General features: G+C 43.6%; 13 protein-coding genes. 4 read left to right on the forward strand and 9 right to left on the reverse strand.

The window, feature by feature from the left end:
- Positions 1 to 290: 290 nt before the first annotated feature.
- Positions 291 to 1,640 carry an AAA family ATPase gene (locus ACL6C3_RS03290; protein ID WP_413165311.1) on the forward strand — a complete coding sequence of 450 codons (1,350 nt, stop codon included), beginning with the start codon at positions 291 to 293 and terminating at the stop codon, positions 1,638 to 1,640.
- 459 nt (positions 1,641 to 2,099) lie between these two features.
- Here the strand turns inward: ACL6C3_RS03290 and ACL6C3_RS03295 are convergent, their stop codons facing one another.
- The 4 genes from ACL6C3_RS03295 to gap form a co-directional block, all read right to left on the reverse strand.
- Positions 2,100 to 2,288, reverse strand: a complete 189-nt coding sequence (locus tag ACL6C3_RS03295) for a type II toxin-antitoxin system HicB family antitoxin (RefSeq protein WP_413165313.1) — start codon at positions 2,286 to 2,288, stop codon at positions 2,100 to 2,102.
- A gap of 288 nt (positions 2,289 to 2,576) precedes the next feature.
- The gene (locus ACL6C3_RS03300) at positions 2,577 to 5,063 is read right to left on the reverse strand and encodes an ATP-dependent Clp protease ATP-binding subunit (RefSeq protein ID WP_413165315.1); all 2,487 of its coding nucleotides are present in this window, start codon (positions 5,061 to 5,063) and stop codon (positions 2,577 to 2,579) included.
- Positions 5,064 to 5,680: 617 nt separating this feature from the next.
- Positions 5,681 to 6,043: a DUF1823 family protein gene (locus ACL6C3_RS03305; protein ID WP_413165317.1), complete on the reverse strand. Its 363-nt coding sequence runs from the start codon at positions 6,041 to 6,043 to the stop codon at positions 5,681 to 5,683.
- Between the two features lie 210 nt (positions 6,044 to 6,253).
- Positions 6,254 to 7,276, reverse strand: a complete 1,023-nt coding sequence (gene gap, locus ACL6C3_RS03310; RefSeq protein WP_413165319.1) for a type I glyceraldehyde-3-phosphate dehydrogenase — start codon at positions 7,274 to 7,276, stop codon at positions 6,254 to 6,256.
- A 386-nt stretch (positions 7,277 to 7,662) separates the two neighbouring features.
- On the opposite strand from gap, the gene ACL6C3_RS03315 reads away from it, so the two are divergent.
- Positions 7,663 to 8,802: an ATP-dependent 6-phosphofructokinase gene (locus ACL6C3_RS03315; RefSeq protein WP_413165320.1), complete on the forward strand. Its 1,140-nt coding sequence runs from the start codon at positions 7,663 to 7,665 to the stop codon at positions 8,800 to 8,802.
- 112 nt (positions 8,803 to 8,914) lie between these two features.
- Here the strand turns inward: ACL6C3_RS03315 and ACL6C3_RS03320 are convergent, their stop codons facing one another.
- Together ACL6C3_RS03320 and ACL6C3_RS03325 are read right to left on the reverse strand one after the other, a co-directional pair.
- Positions 8,915 to 9,487, reverse strand: a complete 573-nt coding sequence (locus tag ACL6C3_RS03320; protein WP_413165322.1) for a DUF928 domain-containing protein — start codon at positions 9,485 to 9,487, stop codon at positions 8,915 to 8,917.
- A 391-nt stretch (positions 9,488 to 9,878) separates the two neighbouring features.
- A complete protein-coding gene (locus ACL6C3_RS03325; RefSeq protein WP_413165323.1) occupies positions 9,879 to 11,549 on the reverse strand; it encodes a calcium-binding protein in 1,671 nt (556 codons plus the stop codon).
- Positions 11,550 to 11,968: 419 nt separating this feature from the next.
- On the opposite strand from ACL6C3_RS03325, the gene ACL6C3_RS03330 reads away from it, so the two are divergent.
- Positions 11,969 to 12,166: a hypothetical protein gene (locus ACL6C3_RS03330; protein ID WP_413165324.1), complete on the forward strand. Its 198-nt coding sequence runs from the start codon at positions 11,969 to 11,971 to the stop codon at positions 12,164 to 12,166.
- On the opposite strand, the gene ACL6C3_RS03335 is transcribed toward ACL6C3_RS03330, so the two are convergent.
- The 3 genes from ACL6C3_RS03335 to ACL6C3_RS03345 all read right to left on the reverse strand — a co-directional run bounded on the left by ACL6C3_RS03335 (position 12,156) and on the right by ACL6C3_RS03345 (position 17,140).
- Entirely contained in the window at positions 12,156 to 14,513 is a 2,358-nt protein-coding gene (locus ACL6C3_RS03335) for a CHASE2 domain-containing protein (RefSeq protein ID WP_413165325.1), read from the reverse strand. The two genes, ACL6C3_RS03330 and ACL6C3_RS03335, sit on opposite strands and share 11 nt — an antisense overlap.
- Before the next feature lie 303 nt (positions 14,514 to 14,816).
- Complete coding sequence (locus tag ACL6C3_RS03340; RefSeq protein WP_413165326.1) at positions 14,817 to 16,034, reverse strand: acetate kinase; 1,218 nt, start codon at positions 16,032 to 16,034, stop codon at positions 14,817 to 14,819.
- Positions 16,035 to 16,501: 467 nt separating this feature from the next.
- The gene (locus ACL6C3_RS03345) at positions 16,502 to 17,140 is read right to left on the reverse strand and encodes a histidine phosphatase family protein (protein WP_413165328.1); all 639 of its coding nucleotides are present in this window, start codon (positions 17,138 to 17,140) and stop codon (positions 16,502 to 16,504) included.
- A 369-nt stretch (positions 17,141 to 17,509) separates the two neighbouring features.
- Here ACL6C3_RS03345 and ACL6C3_RS03350 point away from each other — a divergent pair, with 369 nt between their 5' ends.
- Positions 17,510 to 19,924: a phosphoketolase gene (locus ACL6C3_RS03350; protein WP_413165330.1), complete on the forward strand. Its 2,415-nt coding sequence runs from the start codon at positions 17,510 to 17,512 to the stop codon at positions 19,922 to 19,924.
- Positions 19,925 to 19,951 lie beyond the last annotated feature (27 nt).

Raw genomic sequence — 19,951 nt, forward strand, 5'->3', positions numbered from 1 at the left:
GTAGGGTGGGTCAGACCGTTAAGTTAACGATATTATCAATAACAATTTAACTCTGATGCACCCTACAGGGTGTTCAAAAATAATAAGTAGGGTGGGTCAGACCGTTAACTTAACGATTTTATCAATAATTTGTGAATTCTGACCCACCCTACTACAGGGTGTTCAAAAATAATAAGTAGGGTGGGTCAGACCGTTAACTTAACGATTTTATCAATAATTTGTGAATTCTGACCCACCCTACAATAAATCTAAATTGACCTCTCAATTTATTCAAAAGGAAATGTTAACCGATGAGAGTCAAACAATTAAAAATTACATCATTTCGAGGGATTCGTGATTTAACATTAACCTTTGACGAACAGAATTTAACAGTTTTCATCGGTATTAACGGCGTTGGTAAATCAAGTATTCTTGACTGTATTGCTATTTTGTTATCTTGGTTGTTAGCTTGGATACAGTACGATCCTGATGCCAAATATGTATCAACATTTACAACAGAAAAAAGAAATTTTTCAGAAGGAAGATATTTTGAACCTTCAGACTTTAAAAATGAGTCTCAAAAGACGCGGATCGAAGTTCAATTTTCAATAGAGCAAGAAAAAGATGAGATTAATTGGTTTTTAGAAGAGGGAAAAAAACCTAGAAATACTGGTTCAGTAAGGCGTTCTTTCAGAAGAGATCGGACTACAGATCAAAATGAAGTTAGTGAACAAGATCAGCTAGAAGCAATTGCTCTTCGCATCCGTAACCAGTGGAAAGAAGATCCAAAAGCAAATATTCCTCTTGCAGTTTATTACCCCGTTAACCGAGGTGTGCTTGATATTCCTTTAGACATTGAAGATGGTTACAAATTTAGACAAGTAGAAGCTTATGAACAAGCTTTAACAGGTGTTCAAGTCAGTTTTGATAGCTTTTTTAAGTGGTTTAGAGCATTGGAAGAAACCGAAAACGAAGAACGACGGGATAATATTGAATATCGCGATCGCCAACTAGAAGCTGTTAGACAAGCCATTTATTCTATTCTTGGCGAAGAATTTGATGATTTGAGGGTTCGGCGTAAACCTTACTTGCGAATGACTATTCTAAAACACGGCGAAGAAATCATTGTCGATCGCCTTTCCGATGGTGAAAAAAGTTTGTTAGCAATGGCGGGAGATTTAGCCAGACGTTTGGCAATTAGTCAACCTTCTCGCGCCCTACCCTTAGAAGGAAGTGCGGTAGTTTTAATCGATGAAATTGAACAACATCTTCATCCGAGTTGGCAGCGTAGAATCCTTCAATTATTAACACAAACCTTTCCCAAGTGTCAATTTATTGTTACCACTCATTCCCCTCAGATCGTCAGTCAAGTTCAACCCGAAAGCATTTATATTTTAGAAAAAATGGATGATGATATTATTGCCAAACACCCAGAAAGTTCGTTTGGTCGAGATAGCAATCGAATTTTAGAAGATTTAATGGGAGTTCCAGAACGTCCTTTAGAAATCAAAGAAAAATTGCTGGAATTATTTAGAGTGATTAACGATGGAGATTTAGAAAAAGCCAAAGCAATGCAGCAAGAAATAGCAGCAGAAATTGGCGATGATGAACCCGAATTGGTAAAAGCAAGTGTATCTATTCGTCCTGATAGCAGGATTTAAAACAACGGATAATGAAGGCAAATATACAGAATTTTGTATGGTTTTGGTGTATATTCTGAAGCAATATCTATAAACTTAGTAGGGTGGGTCAGACCGTTAAGTTAACGATTTCATCAACAATTTTGTTAAACTGACCCACCCTACAAGGTGTTCAAAAATAATAAGTAGGGTGGGTCAGACCGTTAAGTTAACGATTTCATCAACAATTTTGTTAAACTGACCCACCCTACAAGGTGTTCAAAAATAATAAGTAGGGTGGGTCAGACCGTTAAGTTAACGATATTATCAAGAATTTGCTAATTCTGACCCACCCTACAAGGTGTTCAAAAATAATAAGTAGGGTGGGTCAGACCGTTAAGTTAACGATATTATCAAGAATTTGCTAATTCTGACCCACCCTACATAGTAAGTTGGTCGGGTGCGTCAAACCGTTAAGTTAATGATTTTATCAATAACAATTTAACTGGGATGCACCTGAGAATTAAACAAGCCATCTTCTTCCAACGCCGCAATATAACCCGCGATCGCTTCTTTAATATTTAATAGTGCTTCCTCTTTGGTTTTTCCCTGACTAACACAACCTTTAAGACTGGGACACTCTACAATCCAATAACCATCTTCATCTCGATATAAAATTACTTGTCTCATATTCAACTTGCTCTTTTAATATTTTATCTAAATTATCCTCAATTTTAGCAACTAAAACTTCGCGCATCTCCTTTCTAGCGATTTCCAAATGTGGAGGAGAGTGTTATGGGGGTGGGGGCGGGTTTATGTAAATTTCGGAGTAGTAGTCAAGACTGCGGTCGAACCCGCCCCTACAGAATAATTATTGATTAGTCGGACATGATATCATATTCGACATCCTAAAAAAAAATAAGCGACACCTGTACAGATGTCGCCTAAAATTAATTCAGATTAATTCAAAATGATGAATTAACGGTGAGTTGAAACGGCGTACTCCGGTGCATCTTCTGGCTTGCGTTCGGCGGGAGAAATTTTAACTTTTCCTTCCTCGTCGATGTCAACAACCGCATGGTGTCCTTCCGTTAAAACGCCGGATAACATCGCTTCGGCGAGCGCATCTTCCAACAGGTTCATCACCGCGCGGCGCATCGGTCTGGCGCCGTAACTCGGATCGTAACCCACTTCAATCAGATGTTCTTTGAATTTCTCGGTCACTTCCAGAGTCATATCTTTTTCGCGCAGACGCTTGAAGACTTCGCGCAACATAATATCGGCAATTTGACGAATTTCTTCCCGTTGTAACTGACGGAAAACAATAATTTCATCCAAACGGTTGAGAAACTCAGGACGGAAATATTGCTTCAATTCTTCATTCACCAAGTTGCGAATGCGATTATACTGCACGTCTTCTCCCGGCGCTGCCATTTCAAACCCAATTCCGCCGCCACCTTTTTCGATCACTTTCGACCCGATATTAGAGGTCATAATAATCAAGGTGTTCTTGAAGCTAACAGTCCGTCCTTTGGCGTCGGTTAACCGTCCGTCTTCGAGAATTTGCAGCAACATATTAAACACGTCGGGATGCGCTTTTTCGATCTCGTCGAACAACACAACCGTGTAAGGACGACGCCGCACCGCTTCGGTTAACTGTCCGCCTTCGTCAAACCCAACGTATCCGGGAGGCGAACCAATTAACTTGGATACCGTGTGACGTTCCATAAATTCGGACATATCCAAGCGGATCATCGCTTCTTCCGAACCGAAGAAATAGGCCGCCAACGCTTTAGTTAACTCGGTTTTCCCAACCCCTGTAGGCCCTGAGAAGACGAAACTGGCGATCGGACGGTTGGGGTTCTTCAAGCCGACTCGCGCCCGTCGAATGGCTCGGGAAACCGCGCTAACGGCTTCATCTTGACCGATGAGGCGCTGGTGCAGGGTGTCTTCCATGTTCAGCAATTTCTGAGACTCGGACTCGGTAAGTTTGCTGACCGGAATACTGGTCCACGCCGCTAAGATTTCGGCGATATCTTCTTCGGTGACCATCAGTTGCAGGGCGGGTTTTTCCGCCTGTTTTTCTTTGGCAACCGCTTCAATTTGGTCTTTGAGTTCGATTTCGCGATCGCGGAGTGAGCCTGCTTTCTCAAAGTCCTGATTTTTGACGGATTCTTCTTTTTGGCGGATAATATCGGACAATTCCCGCTTCAGTTCTTGAGTTTCGGGAGAGGGTTTGGAGTTCATCACCCGCACGCGAGAACCGGCTTCGTCAATTAAATCGATGGCTTTATCGGGTAAGAAGCGATCGCTAATGTAACGGTGGGATAAGGTGGCTGCGGCGTACAGCGCCTGATCGGAAATGGTGAGTCTGTGGTGTTGTTCGTAAGCCGGACGCAACCCAAACAGAATTTCTACCGTATCTTCGACGCTGGGTTCGCCCACCATTACGGGTTGAAAACGACGTTCTAACGCCGCATCCCGTTCGATATGCTTGCGGTATTCATCGAGGGTGGTTGCACCCAAACACTGTAATTCTCCGCGTGCGAGGGCGGGTTTAAGCATATTGGCGGCGTCCATGCTGCCTTCTATCGCCCCGGCGCCGACGATGGTGTGAATTTCGTCGATCACCAGGATAATATTACCGGCTGCGCGCACTTCTTCGACGATTTTTTTCAGTCGTTCTTCAAATTCGCCCCGAAAGCGGGTTCCCGCTACCAACGATCCCATATCCAAGCCGATCACTTGTTTATCGGCCAACAGGTCGGGAACGTCTTCTTTGGCGATGCGTTGGGCCAAACCTTCGGCGATCGCCGTTTTACCGACGCCGGGTTCACCGACCAAGACGGGATTATTTTTGGTGCGGCGTCCGAGAATTTGGATCACCCGTTCAATTTCCCGTTCCCGACCGACGACGGGATCGAGTTTACCTTCTGCGGCTAATTTGGTTAAGTTGGTGCCAAATTCGTCTAGGGTGACGGTGCGTTTGTTTCCTGATGTTCGACCGCCTGCTGAAACCGTTGTCGCATTTTCTTCTCCCAAAGCCCTAATGATATCGGTGCGGAGTTTGGAGCGGTCAATGCTAAAATTTTCCAGAACTTTTGCGGCGACTCCCTCTTCGTCCTGCAATAATCCTAATAAGATGTGTTCGGGACCGATGTAGTTGTTTCCCAGTTGGCGAGCTTCTTGCAGCGAACCTTCAAAAACCCGTTTGGCTCGGGGTGTGAAGGGGATTTCAGCGGGAATAAAACCCGAACCTCGTCCGATAATTGATTCAACTTCTCGCCGTGCGTCTTCGAGGGTTACGCCTCTATCAGACAAGAGTTTAGCGGCGACACTGGTTCCTTCTCCCAGTATGCCTAACAGCAGTTGTTCGGTACCGACAAAATTGTGTCCTAAGCGACGTGCCTCTTCTTGAGACAGCATCACAACTTTAATGGCTTTATCTGAAAAGTATTCAAACATGATGTTTCGGTTCCACCTATAGAGCTTATGGCTTCTCCTGTACGGAGTGGCTAGAGATCAGAGGGGGTTTTTTTTATCTGATCGGTGTAAATTTTTGTGTACTTGTTCGTTATTATTACTGTACCGTTATTTTAAACTACGATACAGTGAGGAGAGCCGTAATCTACCGAACGGTCAAGATTTGATAACAGTTTACAGGTTTCGGGTGTTGGGTTTTGGGTTTCGCGTTTGTAGCGGCGGCTTGGTGCCTAGATTGATCATTTCCTACTCTCAACTGATATAAACCCGCCCCCTGTTGGCTGTGGCTGTAGCGGCGGGTTCTGTAATCGGCGTTTGTTACCCACAAATAACTGATGTAAACTCGCCCCCTGTTGTCTGTCGGTGAGGTGGGGGCGGGTTTAGCTAGGTTGAGTCGGGGAAGACATCCATTAACTCAGAACCCGCCCCTACAGTGTGACTGTATTAGCAATTGGCTGATGTTAGCCACAAATATTACCCACAAATAACTGATGTAAACTCGCCCCCTGTTGGCTGTCGGTGAGGTGGGGGCGGGTTTAGCTAGGTTGAGTCGGGGAAGACATCCATTAACTCAGAACCCGCCCCTACAGTGTGACTATTTAATTTGGTTTCATTTTGGCGAGTAACCAGTTGGCGGCTGTGGCTCGGCGGGCTTGGGCGGGGGTAAATTCGCCGACTTTGTATCCGGTAAACCCCAATTCTTCTTTTAACAATTGCTTGTATTCTTTGGGGATAGAACGGGTTAATTTGACGGTGGCGGGACGACTGTCTATAAAGTCTGGGGGTTCGGGATATTCCTCTTGCCAAGCGGGTTCAACGTTGCTATTATCCCAAGTTTGGGTATCTCCGTTGTAGCGATAACCGAGATGATACCAAAGCAGTTGATTGACGGTCGCATCGTCGAGTTTTTCGTTGAGAATTGCCCAAATGGTATCGGTATTGAGGGGAGGAAGTTCGGACATAGTTTGAGATGAAAAACAATAACAGGATTATTTATAGAGTTTAATGTAATCGGGGGCGATCGCTATTTCTAAATTTGGGAATTTTGATTTGAGTTTAAGAGCGTTTTTAGGAATTGTTCAACTTTTGTAAAACATTGCAAGAGGAAAACGAGAATAAAAATCGGTTTTAGACTCAACTTTTCTATTCTCGATTTCCCCATCTTTTGGTGATTAGAGAAGGCCGTCTTTTTTCGCCATTGCTAACATTAAATCAACGACGCGGCAAGAATAACCCCACTCGTTATCGTACCAAGAAACGACTTTAAAGAAGTTAGAATTTAACTCAATTCCGGCATCCGCATCAAAAATACTGGAGTGAGAATCGGTAATAAAATCGGTGGAAACAACCGGGTCTTCCGTATAACCGAGAATGCCTTTCATCGGCCCTTCAGCCGCTGCTTTCATCGCTGCACAAATGTCTTTGTAGCTGGTAGATTTTTCCGTTTTAAAGGTTAAGTCTACTACAGAAACATCGGGAGTGGGGACGCGGAAAGCCATCCCGGTTAATTTGCCTTTTAATTCCGGTAAAACCAATGTTACCGCTTTCGCCGCACCGGTAGAAGCGGGTATAATATTTTGACCGGCACCCCGTCCGCCGCGAAAATCTTTTTTACTCGGACCGTCAACGGTTGGCTGAGTCGCCGTCGCCGAGTGAACGGTTGTCATCAACCCTTCGGTTAACCCAAAGTTATCCTGAATGACTTTAGCAACCGGTGCCAAACAGTTGGTCGTACAACTGGCGTTAGAAACAATTAAATGTTCTTTCGGGTCAAATTCTTCGTGGTTAACGCCCATTAACAGCGTTTTCACCTTGTCGGGGTCTTTGGTGGGGGCGGAAATAATTACCCGTTTCGCGCCGGCGGTAATATGATTGTAAGCGCCGTTATAATCGGTAAATAATCCGGTAGACTCTACAACATAGTCTATTCCCATATCTTTCCAGGGCAATTCGGCCGGATTTCTCACCGAAGTACAACGAATCACTCGGCCATCAACGACGATGCTATCATCTTTAGCTTCAATTTGGTTTTCGAGTTTACCGTGAGTTGAATCGTACTTGAACAAATAAGCTAAATTTTCCGCAGGTACGAGGTCATTAATGGCAACAAACTCAATATCGGGATTTTTCAGAGATGAACGGACGACCAAACGTCCAATGCGACCAAATCCATTAATCGCGACTTTTATAGCCATAATTGAAAACTCCTCGTTGTCAAATGCTGCGTCTTTGTGACTTGTAAGCGCAATTTTCTGAATAACTGTAACATAATTAATTGTACGTGTCGGCTGTTCTTCGTGATCTTTTAACAAGGCTGTGGGGCGGTTGTAGCTGTCTCAATCTTCGGCGATTCCACTTTTATCCATTCAAAAACCAATAATTTCATTCGGTCGCAAAACAATATCATATTTAATTAATTTTGTCAAATTAGCAATGTTTAAATTTTTTCAAACTTGATTGGGGCGTTTGATTAAATTCTCGTTAAGAAAAGATACAAAAAACAAAGTTAATCCGGTGGTTTAAAGGTTTCAAGGTACTATAGATGTGGTGATGAAATAATCGCTGTTTGCATCATAAAACAATGAATCAACGCAAACGAATTGGCATTCTCACCAGTGGTGGAGATTGCCCGGGGTTAAACGCAGTGATTCGCGCCGTCGTGAGTTACGCGACTACCGAATATAATTGGGAAGTGCGAGGCATTCCCTACGCCACGCAAGGGCTGCTCGAACGCAAAAGCGTAGTTTTGAATCAGTACGGTTTGGAACGACACGGAACCGACCCTTTACTCAGCATGGGAGGGACCATTCTCGGTTCACTCAACAAAGGCAATACCGAAGCGATCGCCGAAGAAATTATCGCCGGATACCACGACTTAGAACTTGATGCGTTAATTGCCATTGGCGGCGATGGCAGTTTAGCCTTACTCCAAAACCTCGCCCAACGGGGAAATTGGAATTTAGTGGCCGTCCCCAAAACCATCGATAACGACGTCGCCCATACCGCCCTCTCCATCGGGTTTAATTCGGCCGTTTCTACCATTTTAGACGCTTTAGATCGCCTCAGCTACACCGCAGCCAGCCACGATCGCGTTATGGTTGTCGAAGTGATGGGACGCACCACCGGACATTTAGCCCTCCATTCCGGTATCGTTGGCGGCGCCGATGCGATTTTAATTCCCGAAATTCCCTACTCTCTCAACAATTTGTGCAAACAAATTCAACACCTGCGAACTTTGTGCGGGCGTAAATTTGCCATTATTGTAGTAGCCGAAGGCGCCAAAACCGCAGAAGGCGAGGGTCGATATTACAAAGACGCCCTCGGAGAAGTCCGACTTCGAGGCATTGGCGAATATATTGCCACAGAAATTGAACAGCGAGTCGGCGTAGAAGCGAGGGTCACGGTTTTGGGTCACGTCCAGCGGGGCGGCGCTCCTTCGGCGTTAGATCGCTTAATTGCAACGGCTTTCGGGAAATCTGCGGTTGATATGGTGGCAGCCGAAAACTACGGTAAAATGGTGGCTTGGCAAAACGAAAGGGTGGTTACGGTTGACCTCGATGATGTTTTTGCTCACAGTCCCCGACTGGTCGATCCTAACGGATTTTGGACCGAAACCGCGCGATCGCTGGGGATTTATATCGGAGAACCGAATCATTCCGTTGAATGTAACGCCAATCCCAAGGAAACAACGGTTGAAAATTTAGTTGATCCTTCACAATAAATCATCGTTTCCGGTTAAGAAACCCAGAAAAAAAGGCGCGTCAACGCCAAATTTAGTTTAGATGAAATCTAAACTAAATTTTCTGTGGTTTGAGTCAAATAGATGGTAGTTTTTATCTTTCCGAACCTGCGGTTAATTCAACTCGTTTAATCGAACCTTCGACATACAAAGCATCCTGCATATCAGCGGCATTTGTGGGATCGCTACAATGTACAATCAATTTCCAAGCATAACTTTTATTAACTTCTAATTCCGTTGAAGTTTGAGGTAAATTAATGTGAAACTCTGGAGAGACTTGATCGGAAGTTAGCTGAGTTTCATAAATCATTTTCGCCTCGGCATTATCTTCCATTAGCCAAAACTCAACCGAGTGAAAGCGGCTTGATTCAAAAGGAATTTGAAACTGAAAACTCGGATAGTTTTCGGCAGTTTGCGAGGGAATATAAGCCAGTAAATCTTTTGAATTAATACCAGAAGAACAACTTCCTCGGCTGGCTTGTCCGGTTTGAAACGTAGGCTGACCTCGATCTGTATAACTGGTTTTCGAGTTGTCAGCTTGAGTCATGGTTTTGATCTCGTCCGGGGGAGAAGGTTCTGCTAAAGTTGAACCGCTAGAAGCGATCAACATTCCCACACCGAGAAAAGCAGAAATTAGATTTCGATACTGAAAACGGCGATAATTCATGGTAGACTCCAAAGCAATGTTTTCTGTTTTGATAGCGAAAGCTTGAGTGTGGTCTTTTCTTTGGTCTTTTAGCAGTATTTCTAGGAAAAAATACCCGTTCGGGAAAGTTGAAACAGAACGTAATCAAGAGTTAGAGTTTTGTAAACCTATCAATTTGAGTTTTCAATTCCAATTTCAAGATTTACTCAACTCCCTTCACCCGATTAACTGTTAATAGGTTGGAGTTTTTCAATTTATGCAGTCAGCAGAAACAACCCAAGCCAGGTTATCCTGAACTTAGGCTGTTTCTTTGGTTTTCTTTGATTGCGATCGCGATCGATGACACCAAACTTCGGAGTGAAAAAACTTAATCAGTCAAAAAGCTTGCAGTTTTTCCCAGTTTATGGTTAAATTATCCTAAGAGTGTAATGCTGGTATCTTCCGGAACAAAATCAGCAGCCGTTAGGTTTGTAACCCCTTGAATGATTCCTAAAAAAGCGTTATCGGGAGCTTGGATTGCTGTTGCCATGACAGACGCACCGCCATCAATTTGTAACTCAACTTGAGTTAACGTTAATTGGGCGAAAGTTGTGCCACCCGTGAGCATAATTTTATCAACACCGGTGACAAAATCCGTCACCAAATCGGCTTCATCGAGGTTATTTGCTGCGGCGTTACCTCCGGTTAAAACAAAGGTATCTTCACCATTTCCAGCGGTGAGAATATCCTGTTCGCGATCGCCAATTAAAAAATCATCCCCATCGCCACCCAATAATACATCATTTCCGCGACCTCCGCGAACAATATCATCACCCAAACCGCCATTAATCGTATCATTATCTTGGTTTCCATTCAACAGGTCATCATCACCTTCACCATTGACCAAATCGGAACCTTGACCGCCTCGTAAGGTATCATCACCACCGCCACCATTCAGCGTATCGGCGCCTCGGTTTCCGACAACATCTTCAGGATTAGTTGTACCCGAAATATTATCATTTCCCGATAAAGCCACAATTTGACGGTCAATTTGATCGACGGGAATTGTAGTGGTATCCGGTTCATTAGAAAGGGTATAAAGTTTGATGTCGTCCGAGATATCAATCTGGCTAAATTCATCAACCGGAACCGGATTTCCGGAAACCGTATTATTAGCAACCGGGGTATTAATAGAAACGGTAACAACTTCTCCAATTCCGCTACTGAGAACCGTATTTCCCGGTAAACCGCTCAGATTTTCAATAAATCCAGTTCCCGCAGTATTGGAAGTTTCATCAGCAAAAAAGTTATTGATAGTTAAATCACTAGCGGGGTCAGCCAAACCATCTCGACTAATATCAACAATCAAATTTTTGCCATTGCGAGCGAGTCCAATTTGAGTCGGACTTGGAGGCGCCGCAACCGGAGAAAGCGGGAGATCAATATTTAAACTATCCGTATTTCCGCCGCTATCTTCGATTTGAGATCCCCCGGAAAAAGCAACATTATTTATCGTATAAGTATCGCTTCCCGAACCTCCTTCTAGAACATCTTTTCCGCCTCCTCCGATGAGTTGATCGCTTCCTCCTCTACCTTCTAAAGTGTCTGCACCTTCACCGCCATTGAGGTTATCATTGAGATCGCCCCCAATTAAAACATTATCTTGATTATCCCCAAATAAACTATTGGTGCTGGTGGTTGAACCGATGACGGCTTCTATATTTTGGAGTGTATCGGAACGGGTAGTCGCGAATCCTGAATTAGTGGCGAGATCGACAAAAACATTGGCTTCATTTTCATAGGAAACATAGTCAAAATCATCTTCACCGTCAATAATGTTGTTTCCCAAACCGCCATCTAAAGTATCGCTTCCATTTCCGCCAGAGAGGTTATCATCGCCATCTCCTGCGTTAATTAAATCATCCCCTTCACCCCCTCCGAGAAGATCATTTCCCAGTTGACCAAAGATTTGATCGTTACCAATAAAAACATTAGCGGGAATGGGAACACCTGCGGGAAAAATATTATCCCCAGAAACAATACCCGTTGTGATTTGATCGGGTGCAATCACGTCATTAGCGTTGGTGCCGTTAAACAGTGCCATGATAATTTTCCTCAATTTAAACTTTTGAGATTTGGAGAAATTATTGATTTAAAGCTACTTGAAGCTAAAACTTTCTCTGCTCTTGTATTAGGAATAATATTGAGAGTTTATGCAAAAGTAAACTCGATTAACTGGATAGGCTTAGAGTAGCTTATTGTGGGCTTAAAAAGCGGATTTTTATAAACATATTTCTGGTAAATGTGCAGTCCTATTTTTAGGTATTACTCAAGTTCTGTAGCACGATTGAGCGAATTGACAAAATGAAACCCGTGTGCAGATTAAAGGTTTAACTAAAGTTGGACAAACTCTGAGTTAAAAATGTTTTTCTCCTCAAGGCAAAATTTTAATTTTTGTAAAAAAAGTGCATAATCTTAAAAATTTAACTCTATCAACCCAATAGGAGAATTTGACTACAGATTATGAAACTCGGTGAAATTTTGTTAAAGAAGAAGCTGATTTCTTCGACTCAACTCGAACAAGCGCTGAACCTTCAGTGTTTGTACTCCGAGAAGTTGGGGGAATTGTTGGTCAGTAAAGGTTGGCTTCAACCCGAAGACCTCCATCAAGCCTTGCGGGAACAATATTGGCGAGAACAAGGCTTTTGGGTTATCGATTAATTTCAGGTTTGAACAGTCGGCGAATTATAATAATCAGGGTAATTGTGGAAATAAATGCAATTGCAGAGGGAACGAAAGGTATCCAACCCCCAAAAATCCACAACATAACGAAGCAACTACTATACATAAAAATCAAACTTCCCACAATTGCAAAAATCAATATCTTGGGTGAGTTTAACTTCCAAACTTCAAACGCCGCTAAACCAGACCAAGCTAAAATCCAAAGCAATTCTATCCATTCAGGCCACCACCAAATTAAAGGGCGTTTATCCTTAACTGCACTAACAATTTGACTGACCATGTGGGCTTGAATAACAACACCCGGAATATCGGGAAAATCCCCTTGACTTAAGGGTGTACGATGGAAATCTTTAAAGGTTTTATCCGTCGTTCCAATCAAAACAATTCGGTCTTTCACCAATTCAGGAGTAAGCCGATTTTCTACTAAAACCTCTGCTAAAGTTAATCGGGGTGCTATCTGCTTTCCTGCGCGATAATTAATCAGAAATTGATAACCTCTCGCATCAATTGAACGGTATCCGCCAGAATTTTGTTCTACGGGCAGAAAAATTGCCTCACCAATTTTAATATTTCCTGATGTTGTGATTTCATCCGTTATCCCTTCATCGCCTAAATAACGCAACGCCAAGCGAAAGTTTAAAGATGTATCCACTTGACATAAAGAATATTGAGGATAAGCTTGACCAATTAATTGACGCCGAACAATATTATCGGGATCAATGGCTGTATTGCTAAATCCTACTCGTTCTCGTAAATTGTCTTTAAGAATTTCTTGGGGGGCTGGAATTCCGGGATTTTCTGCATCGTCTCCTATTTTACAAACTCCGATCAAACGGTCTGAATTTTGCCAAGAATTAATTAAGGTTTTATACTCCGATTCTGTCGGCATTTCTCGATAGATATCCAAGCCAATTACACGGGGTTGATATTCAGTCAGTTTTTCAATTAACTGTTCTAAAGCCCGATTAGAAAGGGAAGTTGCTTGGCGTTCTTTTGGGGGTTGGGCTTGTACATCTGACCCGGTTATTGTTATTAATAATAGCCGCGAATCCATTCCCTCATCCGGACGCGATAGCATGAAATGATCGAAAGCTTTTAGTTCAAAGGGTTGTAAAATTCCTAAAAACCGGATTATAATTACAAATAAACTCGCCGTTAAACTCGCACCTGTAAATAAAATAGTCGGAGATAGATTAACTTTCGGTAGAATTTTTTCGGGTTTAATTCCATCTCGTAATTGTCGCCAATTCGGGGCGATTGTTGCCGGATTTTGACAGATAACAGGCAACCAACCCGCACAGGGAAATTGAGACTCCAAACCTTCTAATTTTTCCCTCGCTTCTCGCACGGAAAGATAAAAAGATTTTCCACTCGCAAAAGTCGGTAAAAAGTGAGTTAAAAAGGCTTGGGCGACCCCATCGGGAACCGATTCTCGCATAACAATTAATTGCGGAATTTGTAAATCAGCCAGTTGACGGGCCAATCCCAAACCATCACAAGAATTAAAAATTGCCAGTTGTAAACCTTGTCTAATTGCCGCTTTTAAGGCATTTTTTAGCTGTTCAATTGCAATTGATTCTTGAGGATTAATTTCCAGTTTTCCCGTCGTATCTCCCGCTTGAGAAAAACTATGTCCCGCAAAAAAGAGAATATCCCAACCCTGTTCATCCCACAGCCAACGATCTAATTCTGAACGTTGAGGTTCGACTAAAAACACCGTTTCTGTTTGGGGAAGTTGTTGTAAAAGTTGGCGATCTGTTTGAATATCAATCCCTTGACTATTCCCTAAAATTGCTAACAGTCGAACTTTCTTTTTTCGTGAACGAGGTTTGGGAATAGGCGGTTGAAATTGTTGAATACTTAACGCTAATTCCGCATCGGGATAATCTAAAAAAAAGTTCCACAAATGCCAAGGAAAACGTCGGAGTTGGGTATCTTCGCTTTGAATAATAATCCGAATTTGTTGATCGGGTGTTAGATAAGTTCGCATTTGGCGTTCAATTCGACCAAAAGAACCCGAGTTCAACCATTGATTTAAACCCGTTCTTAACCGCTGACAAATTGCCTTAAATTCCGCTTCCGAAACTTGAGTAACTTCCTCATCTTCAAACTCAATTTCTGACTGTCGCCACCCGCAAGCATCGTACATCACCGGATACAGCGATCGCCATTTTTGATAAAGTTCTAAAAGGTTTAAAGCCGGTGGTAAACTCCCCGTCCATTGCGTTTTTAGACTGCGATTGTTTTCCCACAATTGAGCAACAACCGTTGAAAAACCGCTTTGACAGCTTCCTTCACTAAAGTTAATAACAACCGATTGATTCACGTTTTTTATCAGGCTTTAATTACTGTTCGCAGGGGGAAAGGCGGGTTTATAGAGAGGAGAAATGTAGGTTGGGTTGAGGAACAAAACCCAACGGATAGAAATGTAGGTTGGGTTGAGGAACAAAACCCAACGGATACTGACCGAATTATACAACCCCTACATCCTTAATTACGTTCGATGTCACAAAAATATGCACATCCCAAAAGTGGGGATTAAAAACCCGGTTTCTCAGAGAAACTGGGTTTTTTGAGGAGTAAGGTTTTTTTAAGGAGTAAGGTTCAAATTTTGTTGAGAAACTGGGCTTTAATTTGACTGTACAATCTGCCAACATTCCGATGCAATCGCCCAATCTTCTTCGGTATGAATAATCAACACTCTCACCGGAGAATCTTCCGTTGAAATATCAGTATCAACCGGAGATTTTGCATCCTTTTCGAGGTCAATTTTTAACCCCAAAAATTCAAACCCTTGACAAGCCGCTTCTCGGACGGGGGCGGAATGTTCTCCAATCCCGGCCGAAAACACCAGCGCATCCAAACGGGTGAGATTTCCTAACATTGCACCGATTCCGGTTTTTAGGTGATGAATAAACATATCAAATGCAAGTTTAGCTCGTTCATCTCCTTTTTCTATGTGTTCTAAGACATAGCGCATATCGCTTGATTTTCCAGTAATGCCTTTTATTCCCGATTCTTTGTTCAATAAATGGTATAATTGTTCAGCATTAAACTTATGCTCCCACATCAAATAAATCAAAATTGCCGGGTCAATCGAACCGCTTCGAGTTCCCATCATCAACCCTTCTAACGGGGTAAATCCCATCGTAGTATCGACACTAATTCCATCCCGAATTGCAGCCAAAGAACAACCATTTCCCAAATGACAAGTAATTAACTGGAGAGATTCTAAGGGTTTTCCGAGTAATTGTGCAGCGCGTTGGGCGCAATATTTATGACTGGTTCCATGAAAACCATACCGACGAATTCCCTTTTCAAACCATTCGTAGGGAATCGGATAAACCGCAGATGAACGAGGCATTTTGTTGTGAAAAGCCGTGTCAAAAACTGCCACTTGGGGAACATCCGGTAACAGCCTTTCAATGGCTTCTATTCCTTCTAAATGAGCCGGATTGTGATTGGGAGCGAGGGTAATTAATTGTTCAATTTTAGCTTTGACTTCCGAAGTAATTCGGGTTGCTTCCGAATAGTCCGAACCGCCATGTACAACCCGATGACCGACGACATCTATTTCTGATAACTCCTCTAAAATTTTCGTGTCTCCTTCGGTCAAAGTCTCCAACACTTTAGAAACACCTTCAACCCGTTTATTTGGGTCTAATTTCATTTCGGTTTTGTTCCCATTGGCTTTAACTTTTAAAGTGCCGAAATCGTTCGATGCAGTCCAGTCAATACTCGCTTCCCAGATGGGTTCGGGGCGTTGCGAAGGAAGTGTATTTCCTTCAACATGATACAAACTACTTTTTTGAGAACTAGAACCTGCATTCAGTACAAGTATTTTCATGGTTCTGTACAATTAAAAACGAATATCGTCAGGTTTGTAGGGGCGGGCTCTGCAATTATTTATCATATCCTACAGACAACTTATATAAACCCGCCCAGGCCCCCGTGTAGGGGCGGGTTCCGCAATTATTTATCATATCCTACAGACAACTTATATAAACCCGCCCCGGTGTAGGGGAAAAACGGTTCAGGGGTAGGGGCGGGTTTAGAAAAATTATTTCTGAGAAATATAGATTTAGGCAGAACCCGCCCCTACAATAATGGGTTTGGATGTCACAGAAAAGGGCCGGGTTTAGAAAAATTATTTCTGAGAAATATAGATTTTTGTAGAACCCGCCCCTACAGTAATGGGTTTGGATGTCACAGAAAATGGCCGGGTTTATAACAGTTATTTCTGGGTAAGATAGATTTAGGCAGAACCCGCCCCTAAAAAACTGGTCACTGTAAACTGTAAACTGTAAACTGATATTACCCTCCGACAACCGAACGCAGATGAGGATCTAGATGAGAACGATCGGCTAAACTGTGCATTAACGGTCCGTGTACTCCCATTTCGATAATACTAACTCCTCCTACAGGCATAGAAATGCGATCGCGAAAACGGCCAATATCGATCCCCAACAAACGACAGATCATAATGCGAATAGTGGCTTTGTGAGAGACAACCAAAACATTCCCGGTTGGGTGTTTTTCTTCAATTTCTTGAATAACAGGCGAAGAACGTCGAGACACATCAATTCCTTTTTCCCCACCAGTGGGAGCATTCCAACCCGGATCGGTTAACCAGCGAACATATTCATCGTGATATTTTTCATTCACCGTTTCTGGATGTTCATCCTCCCATTTTCCATAGTATAATTCTTTTAGTCCGTCTCGTAGTTCCATCTTTAAACCGACAGCATCACACAACGGTTGTGCAGTTGTTACCGTGCGTTTCATCGGGCTAACATAGGCGGCAGTCCAAGGTAAATCCTGGTAAGCTTCAGCAAACTGTTGCGCCATGATTTCACCTTCTGGGGTGAGTTCGGGATTGAGTTCGCCACAGTAACCGCCTGTTTTACTATGAACCGTTTCACCGTGCCGCAAAAAATAGAGCTTTAAAGTCATAAAAATCTCGTATATGTTGAAAAATTGATCTAAACTACTGCGATCGCTTTGGCTGTTGCTCTTTAAGGTAGCAAGATCTGTGCAGTAAAATTTTAAAAGAATATTAAATCAGGGTTAAAAATCTCTAATCTCTTGCTAAAACATAAAAAAAATCAGAAAATCTTGCTATTTGTTACAAATTCAACTTTAATTGAGCCATAGAAGGCGATAAGCCAAAATACAAGTTGATTGAATTCAACCGTCTTAGTGCTGGTGCTGTAGGATATCTGACTTTTAACCGATGAACTACAGAGAACAATTGCATAAAGATATCCTATGACGCCGAAATTTCCTCGATAAGTAACAGATTTACAAAGGAATTAGGACATTATGGTAGCAGCACCAAACATACCCACAGAAATCACCAACCCGCTCAATGATGATGAGCTACGCAAAACCCAGGCTTACTGGAATGCTTGTCATTACTTAGCCTTGGGGATGATCTATCTGATGGATAACCCTCTGCTGAAAGAGCCTCTGCGACCCGAACATACCAAACCCCGCTTATTGGGTCACTGGGGAGCCAGTACCGCTCTCAGCTTTGTATACGTCCATCTGAACCGACTGATCAAAAAATACGATCTCGATGTCATTTTAATGGCAGGCCCCGGTCATGGTGCGCCCGGAATTCTGGCCCCCGCCTACTTAGAAGGAACCTATTCGGAGATCTATCCCGACAAAAGCGAAGACACTGAAGGACTGCAAAAATTCTTCAAACAGTTCTCCTTCCCCGGACATATTGGGAGCCACTGCACCCCCGAAACACCCGGTTCCATTCACGAAGGCGGAGAGTTAGGATATAGCCTGTCCCATGCTTTCGGTGCTGCATTCGATAACCCCGATTTAATTGTCACCGCTGTCGTCGGAGATGGAGAAGCCGAAACCGGACCATTAGCAACCGCTTGGCACTCCAACAAATTCCTCAACCCCATCCGTGACGGTGCCGTTCTCCCCATTCTCAACCTGAACGGATACAAAATCGCCAACCCGACCATTTTGGCTCGCATTTCCCCAGAAGAACTTGAAAGCCTGTTTGTCGGTTACGGTTACACGCCCTACGTCGTCGAACACGTTGAGGGAGACGATGCCAGTGTCACCCATCAGAAGATGGCGGCGACAATGGAACACTGCGTTAACCAAATTCGTTCCATTCAAGAAGAAGCCCGTCGCAGCGGAGAAGCCAAACGTCCCCGCTGGCCGATGATTATTCTCCGCACCCCCAAAGGTTGGACGGCCCCCAAAGAAATTGACGGCCACAAAGTCGAAGGCTTCTGGCGGGCGCACCAAGTTCCGATGTCGGATGTGGGCAAAAATAACGACCATCTGCGGGTGTTAGAAGGGTGGTTACGCAGCTACAAACCCGAAGAACTCTTTGATGAAAACGGCAAACTGAAACCCGAACTCAAAGAACTCGCACCCACCGGAAATCGCCGCATCAGCGCCAACCCCCACGCCAATGGCGGTTTATTGCGGAAAGATCTAAAAATGCCCGATTTCCGCAAATACGGCGTCGATGTTCGCGATCACGGCCGCACCGAAGCCGGAAACACCAGCATTTTGGGCGAATTCCTGCGGGATGTGATGCGAAACAACATGACCAACTTCCGCGTGTTTGGGCCGGACGAAACCGCTTCTAACCGTTTACAAGCCATCTACGAAGTTAGTAAAAAAACTTGGATGGCCGACTTCAAAGAAGAAGACCTCGATGGTAGCCAACTCTCTCCCGATGGTCGCGTCATGGAAATGTTGAGCGAACATACCCTGATCGGTTGGTTAGAAGGCTATATTCTCACCGGACGTCACGGCTTCTTCCATACCTACGAAGCGTTTGCCCACGTGATCGACTCCATGTTCAACCAACACGCCAAATGGTTGGATATTTGTAAAGAGATACCCTGGCGATCGCCGATTTCTTCCTGGAATATTCTGTTATCTTCGACGGTTTGGCGTCAGGATCACAACGGCTTCTCTCACCAAGATCCCGGTTTTGTCGATTTGGTGACGAATAAAAGCGCCAGTGTAACTCGGATTTACTTCCCGCCCGATCTAAACTGTTTGCTGTCCGTTGCCAATCACTGTCTCCGCAGTAAAAATTATGTCAACGTAATAGTGGCGGACAAACAAAAGCACCTGCAATACTTGACAATGGAAGAAGCGATCAAACACTGCACCAAAGGCATTGGCATTTGGGATTGGGCGAGTAACGACGATCGCGGGGTAGAACCGGATATTCCCGATGTTGTCATGGCTAGTTGCGGAGATATTACGACTCGCGAAGCTTTAGCCGCAACCGCTATTATGCGCGAGGAGTTCCCAGAGTTGCGGGTTCGGTTTGTTAACGTTGTGGATCTGTTTAAACTTCAGTCGGAGTCCGAACACCCTCACGGCTTATCTGACCGGGATTTTGATACCCTGTTTACGCCCGACAAACCCGTGATCTTCAATTTTCACGGTTATCCCTGGTTAATTCACAAATTGGCTTATCGTCGCACAAACCAAGAACGGATTCATGTTCGGGGTTACAAAGAAAAGGGGAACATCAACACCCCGTTAGAGTTGGCGATGAGAAACCAAATTGACCGCTTTAGCCTGGTGATTGATGTGATCGATCGCGTTCCCAAACTGGGTTCTGCTGCTGCCCACGTTAAAGAACGGATGAAAAACGCCATTATCGAAAACCTCAACTATGCCGTTGAAAACGGTAAGGACAAGGAAGACGTCGATAACTGGAAGTGGCCTTATTAACAGTCACCAGTCACCAGTCACCAGTCA

It is taken from the genome of Capilliphycus salinus ALCB114379 (assembly GCF_047276495.1).
GTDB classification, from domain to species: domain Bacteria; phylum Cyanobacteriota; class Cyanobacteriia; order Cyanobacteriales; family Microcoleaceae; genus Capilliphycus; species Capilliphycus salinus.

Bases quoted from the DNA above. Each gene is read 5' to 3' on its own strand.
- ACL6C3_RS03290 (WP_413165311.1), top strand. From the start codon at position 291: ATGAGAGTCAAACAATTAAAAATTACATCATTTCGAGGGATTCGTGAT.
- ACL6C3_RS03295 (WP_413165313.1), bottom strand. From the start codon at position 2,288: ATGAGACAAGTAATTTTATATCGAGATGAAGATGGTTATTGGATTGTA.
- ACL6C3_RS03300 (WP_413165315.1), bottom strand. From the start codon at position 5,063: ATGTTTGAATACTTTTCAGATAAAGCCATTAAAGTTGTGATGCTGTCT.
- ACL6C3_RS03305 (WP_413165317.1), bottom strand. From the start codon at position 6,043: ATGTCCGAACTTCCTCCCCTCAATACCGATACCATTTGGGCAATTCTC.
- gap (WP_413165319.1), bottom strand. From the start codon at position 7,276: ATGGCTATAAAAGTCGCGATTAATGGATTTGGTCGCATTGGACGTTTG.
- ACL6C3_RS03315 (WP_413165320.1), top strand. From the start codon at position 7,663: ATGAATCAACGCAAACGAATTGGCATTCTCACCAGTGGTGGAGATTGC.
- ACL6C3_RS03320 (WP_413165322.1), bottom strand. From the start codon at position 9,487: ATGAATTATCGCCGTTTTCAGTATCGAAATCTAATTTCTGCTTTTCTC.
- ACL6C3_RS03325 (WP_413165323.1), bottom strand. From the start codon at position 11,549: ATGGCACTGTTTAACGGCACCAACGCTAATGACGTGATTGCACCCGAT.
- ACL6C3_RS03330 (WP_413165324.1), top strand. From the start codon at position 11,969: ATGAAACTCGGTGAAATTTTGTTAAAGAAGAAGCTGATTTCTTCGACT.
- ACL6C3_RS03340 (WP_413165326.1), bottom strand. From the start codon at position 16,034: ATGAAAATACTTGTACTGAATGCAGGTTCTAGTTCTCAAAAAAGTAGT.
- ACL6C3_RS03345 (WP_413165328.1), bottom strand. From the start codon at position 17,140: ATGACTTTAAAGCTCTATTTTTTGCGGCACGGTGAAACGGTTCATAGT.
- ACL6C3_RS03350 (WP_413165330.1), top strand. From the start codon at position 17,510: ATGGTAGCAGCACCAAACATACCCACAGAAATCACCAACCCGCTCAAT.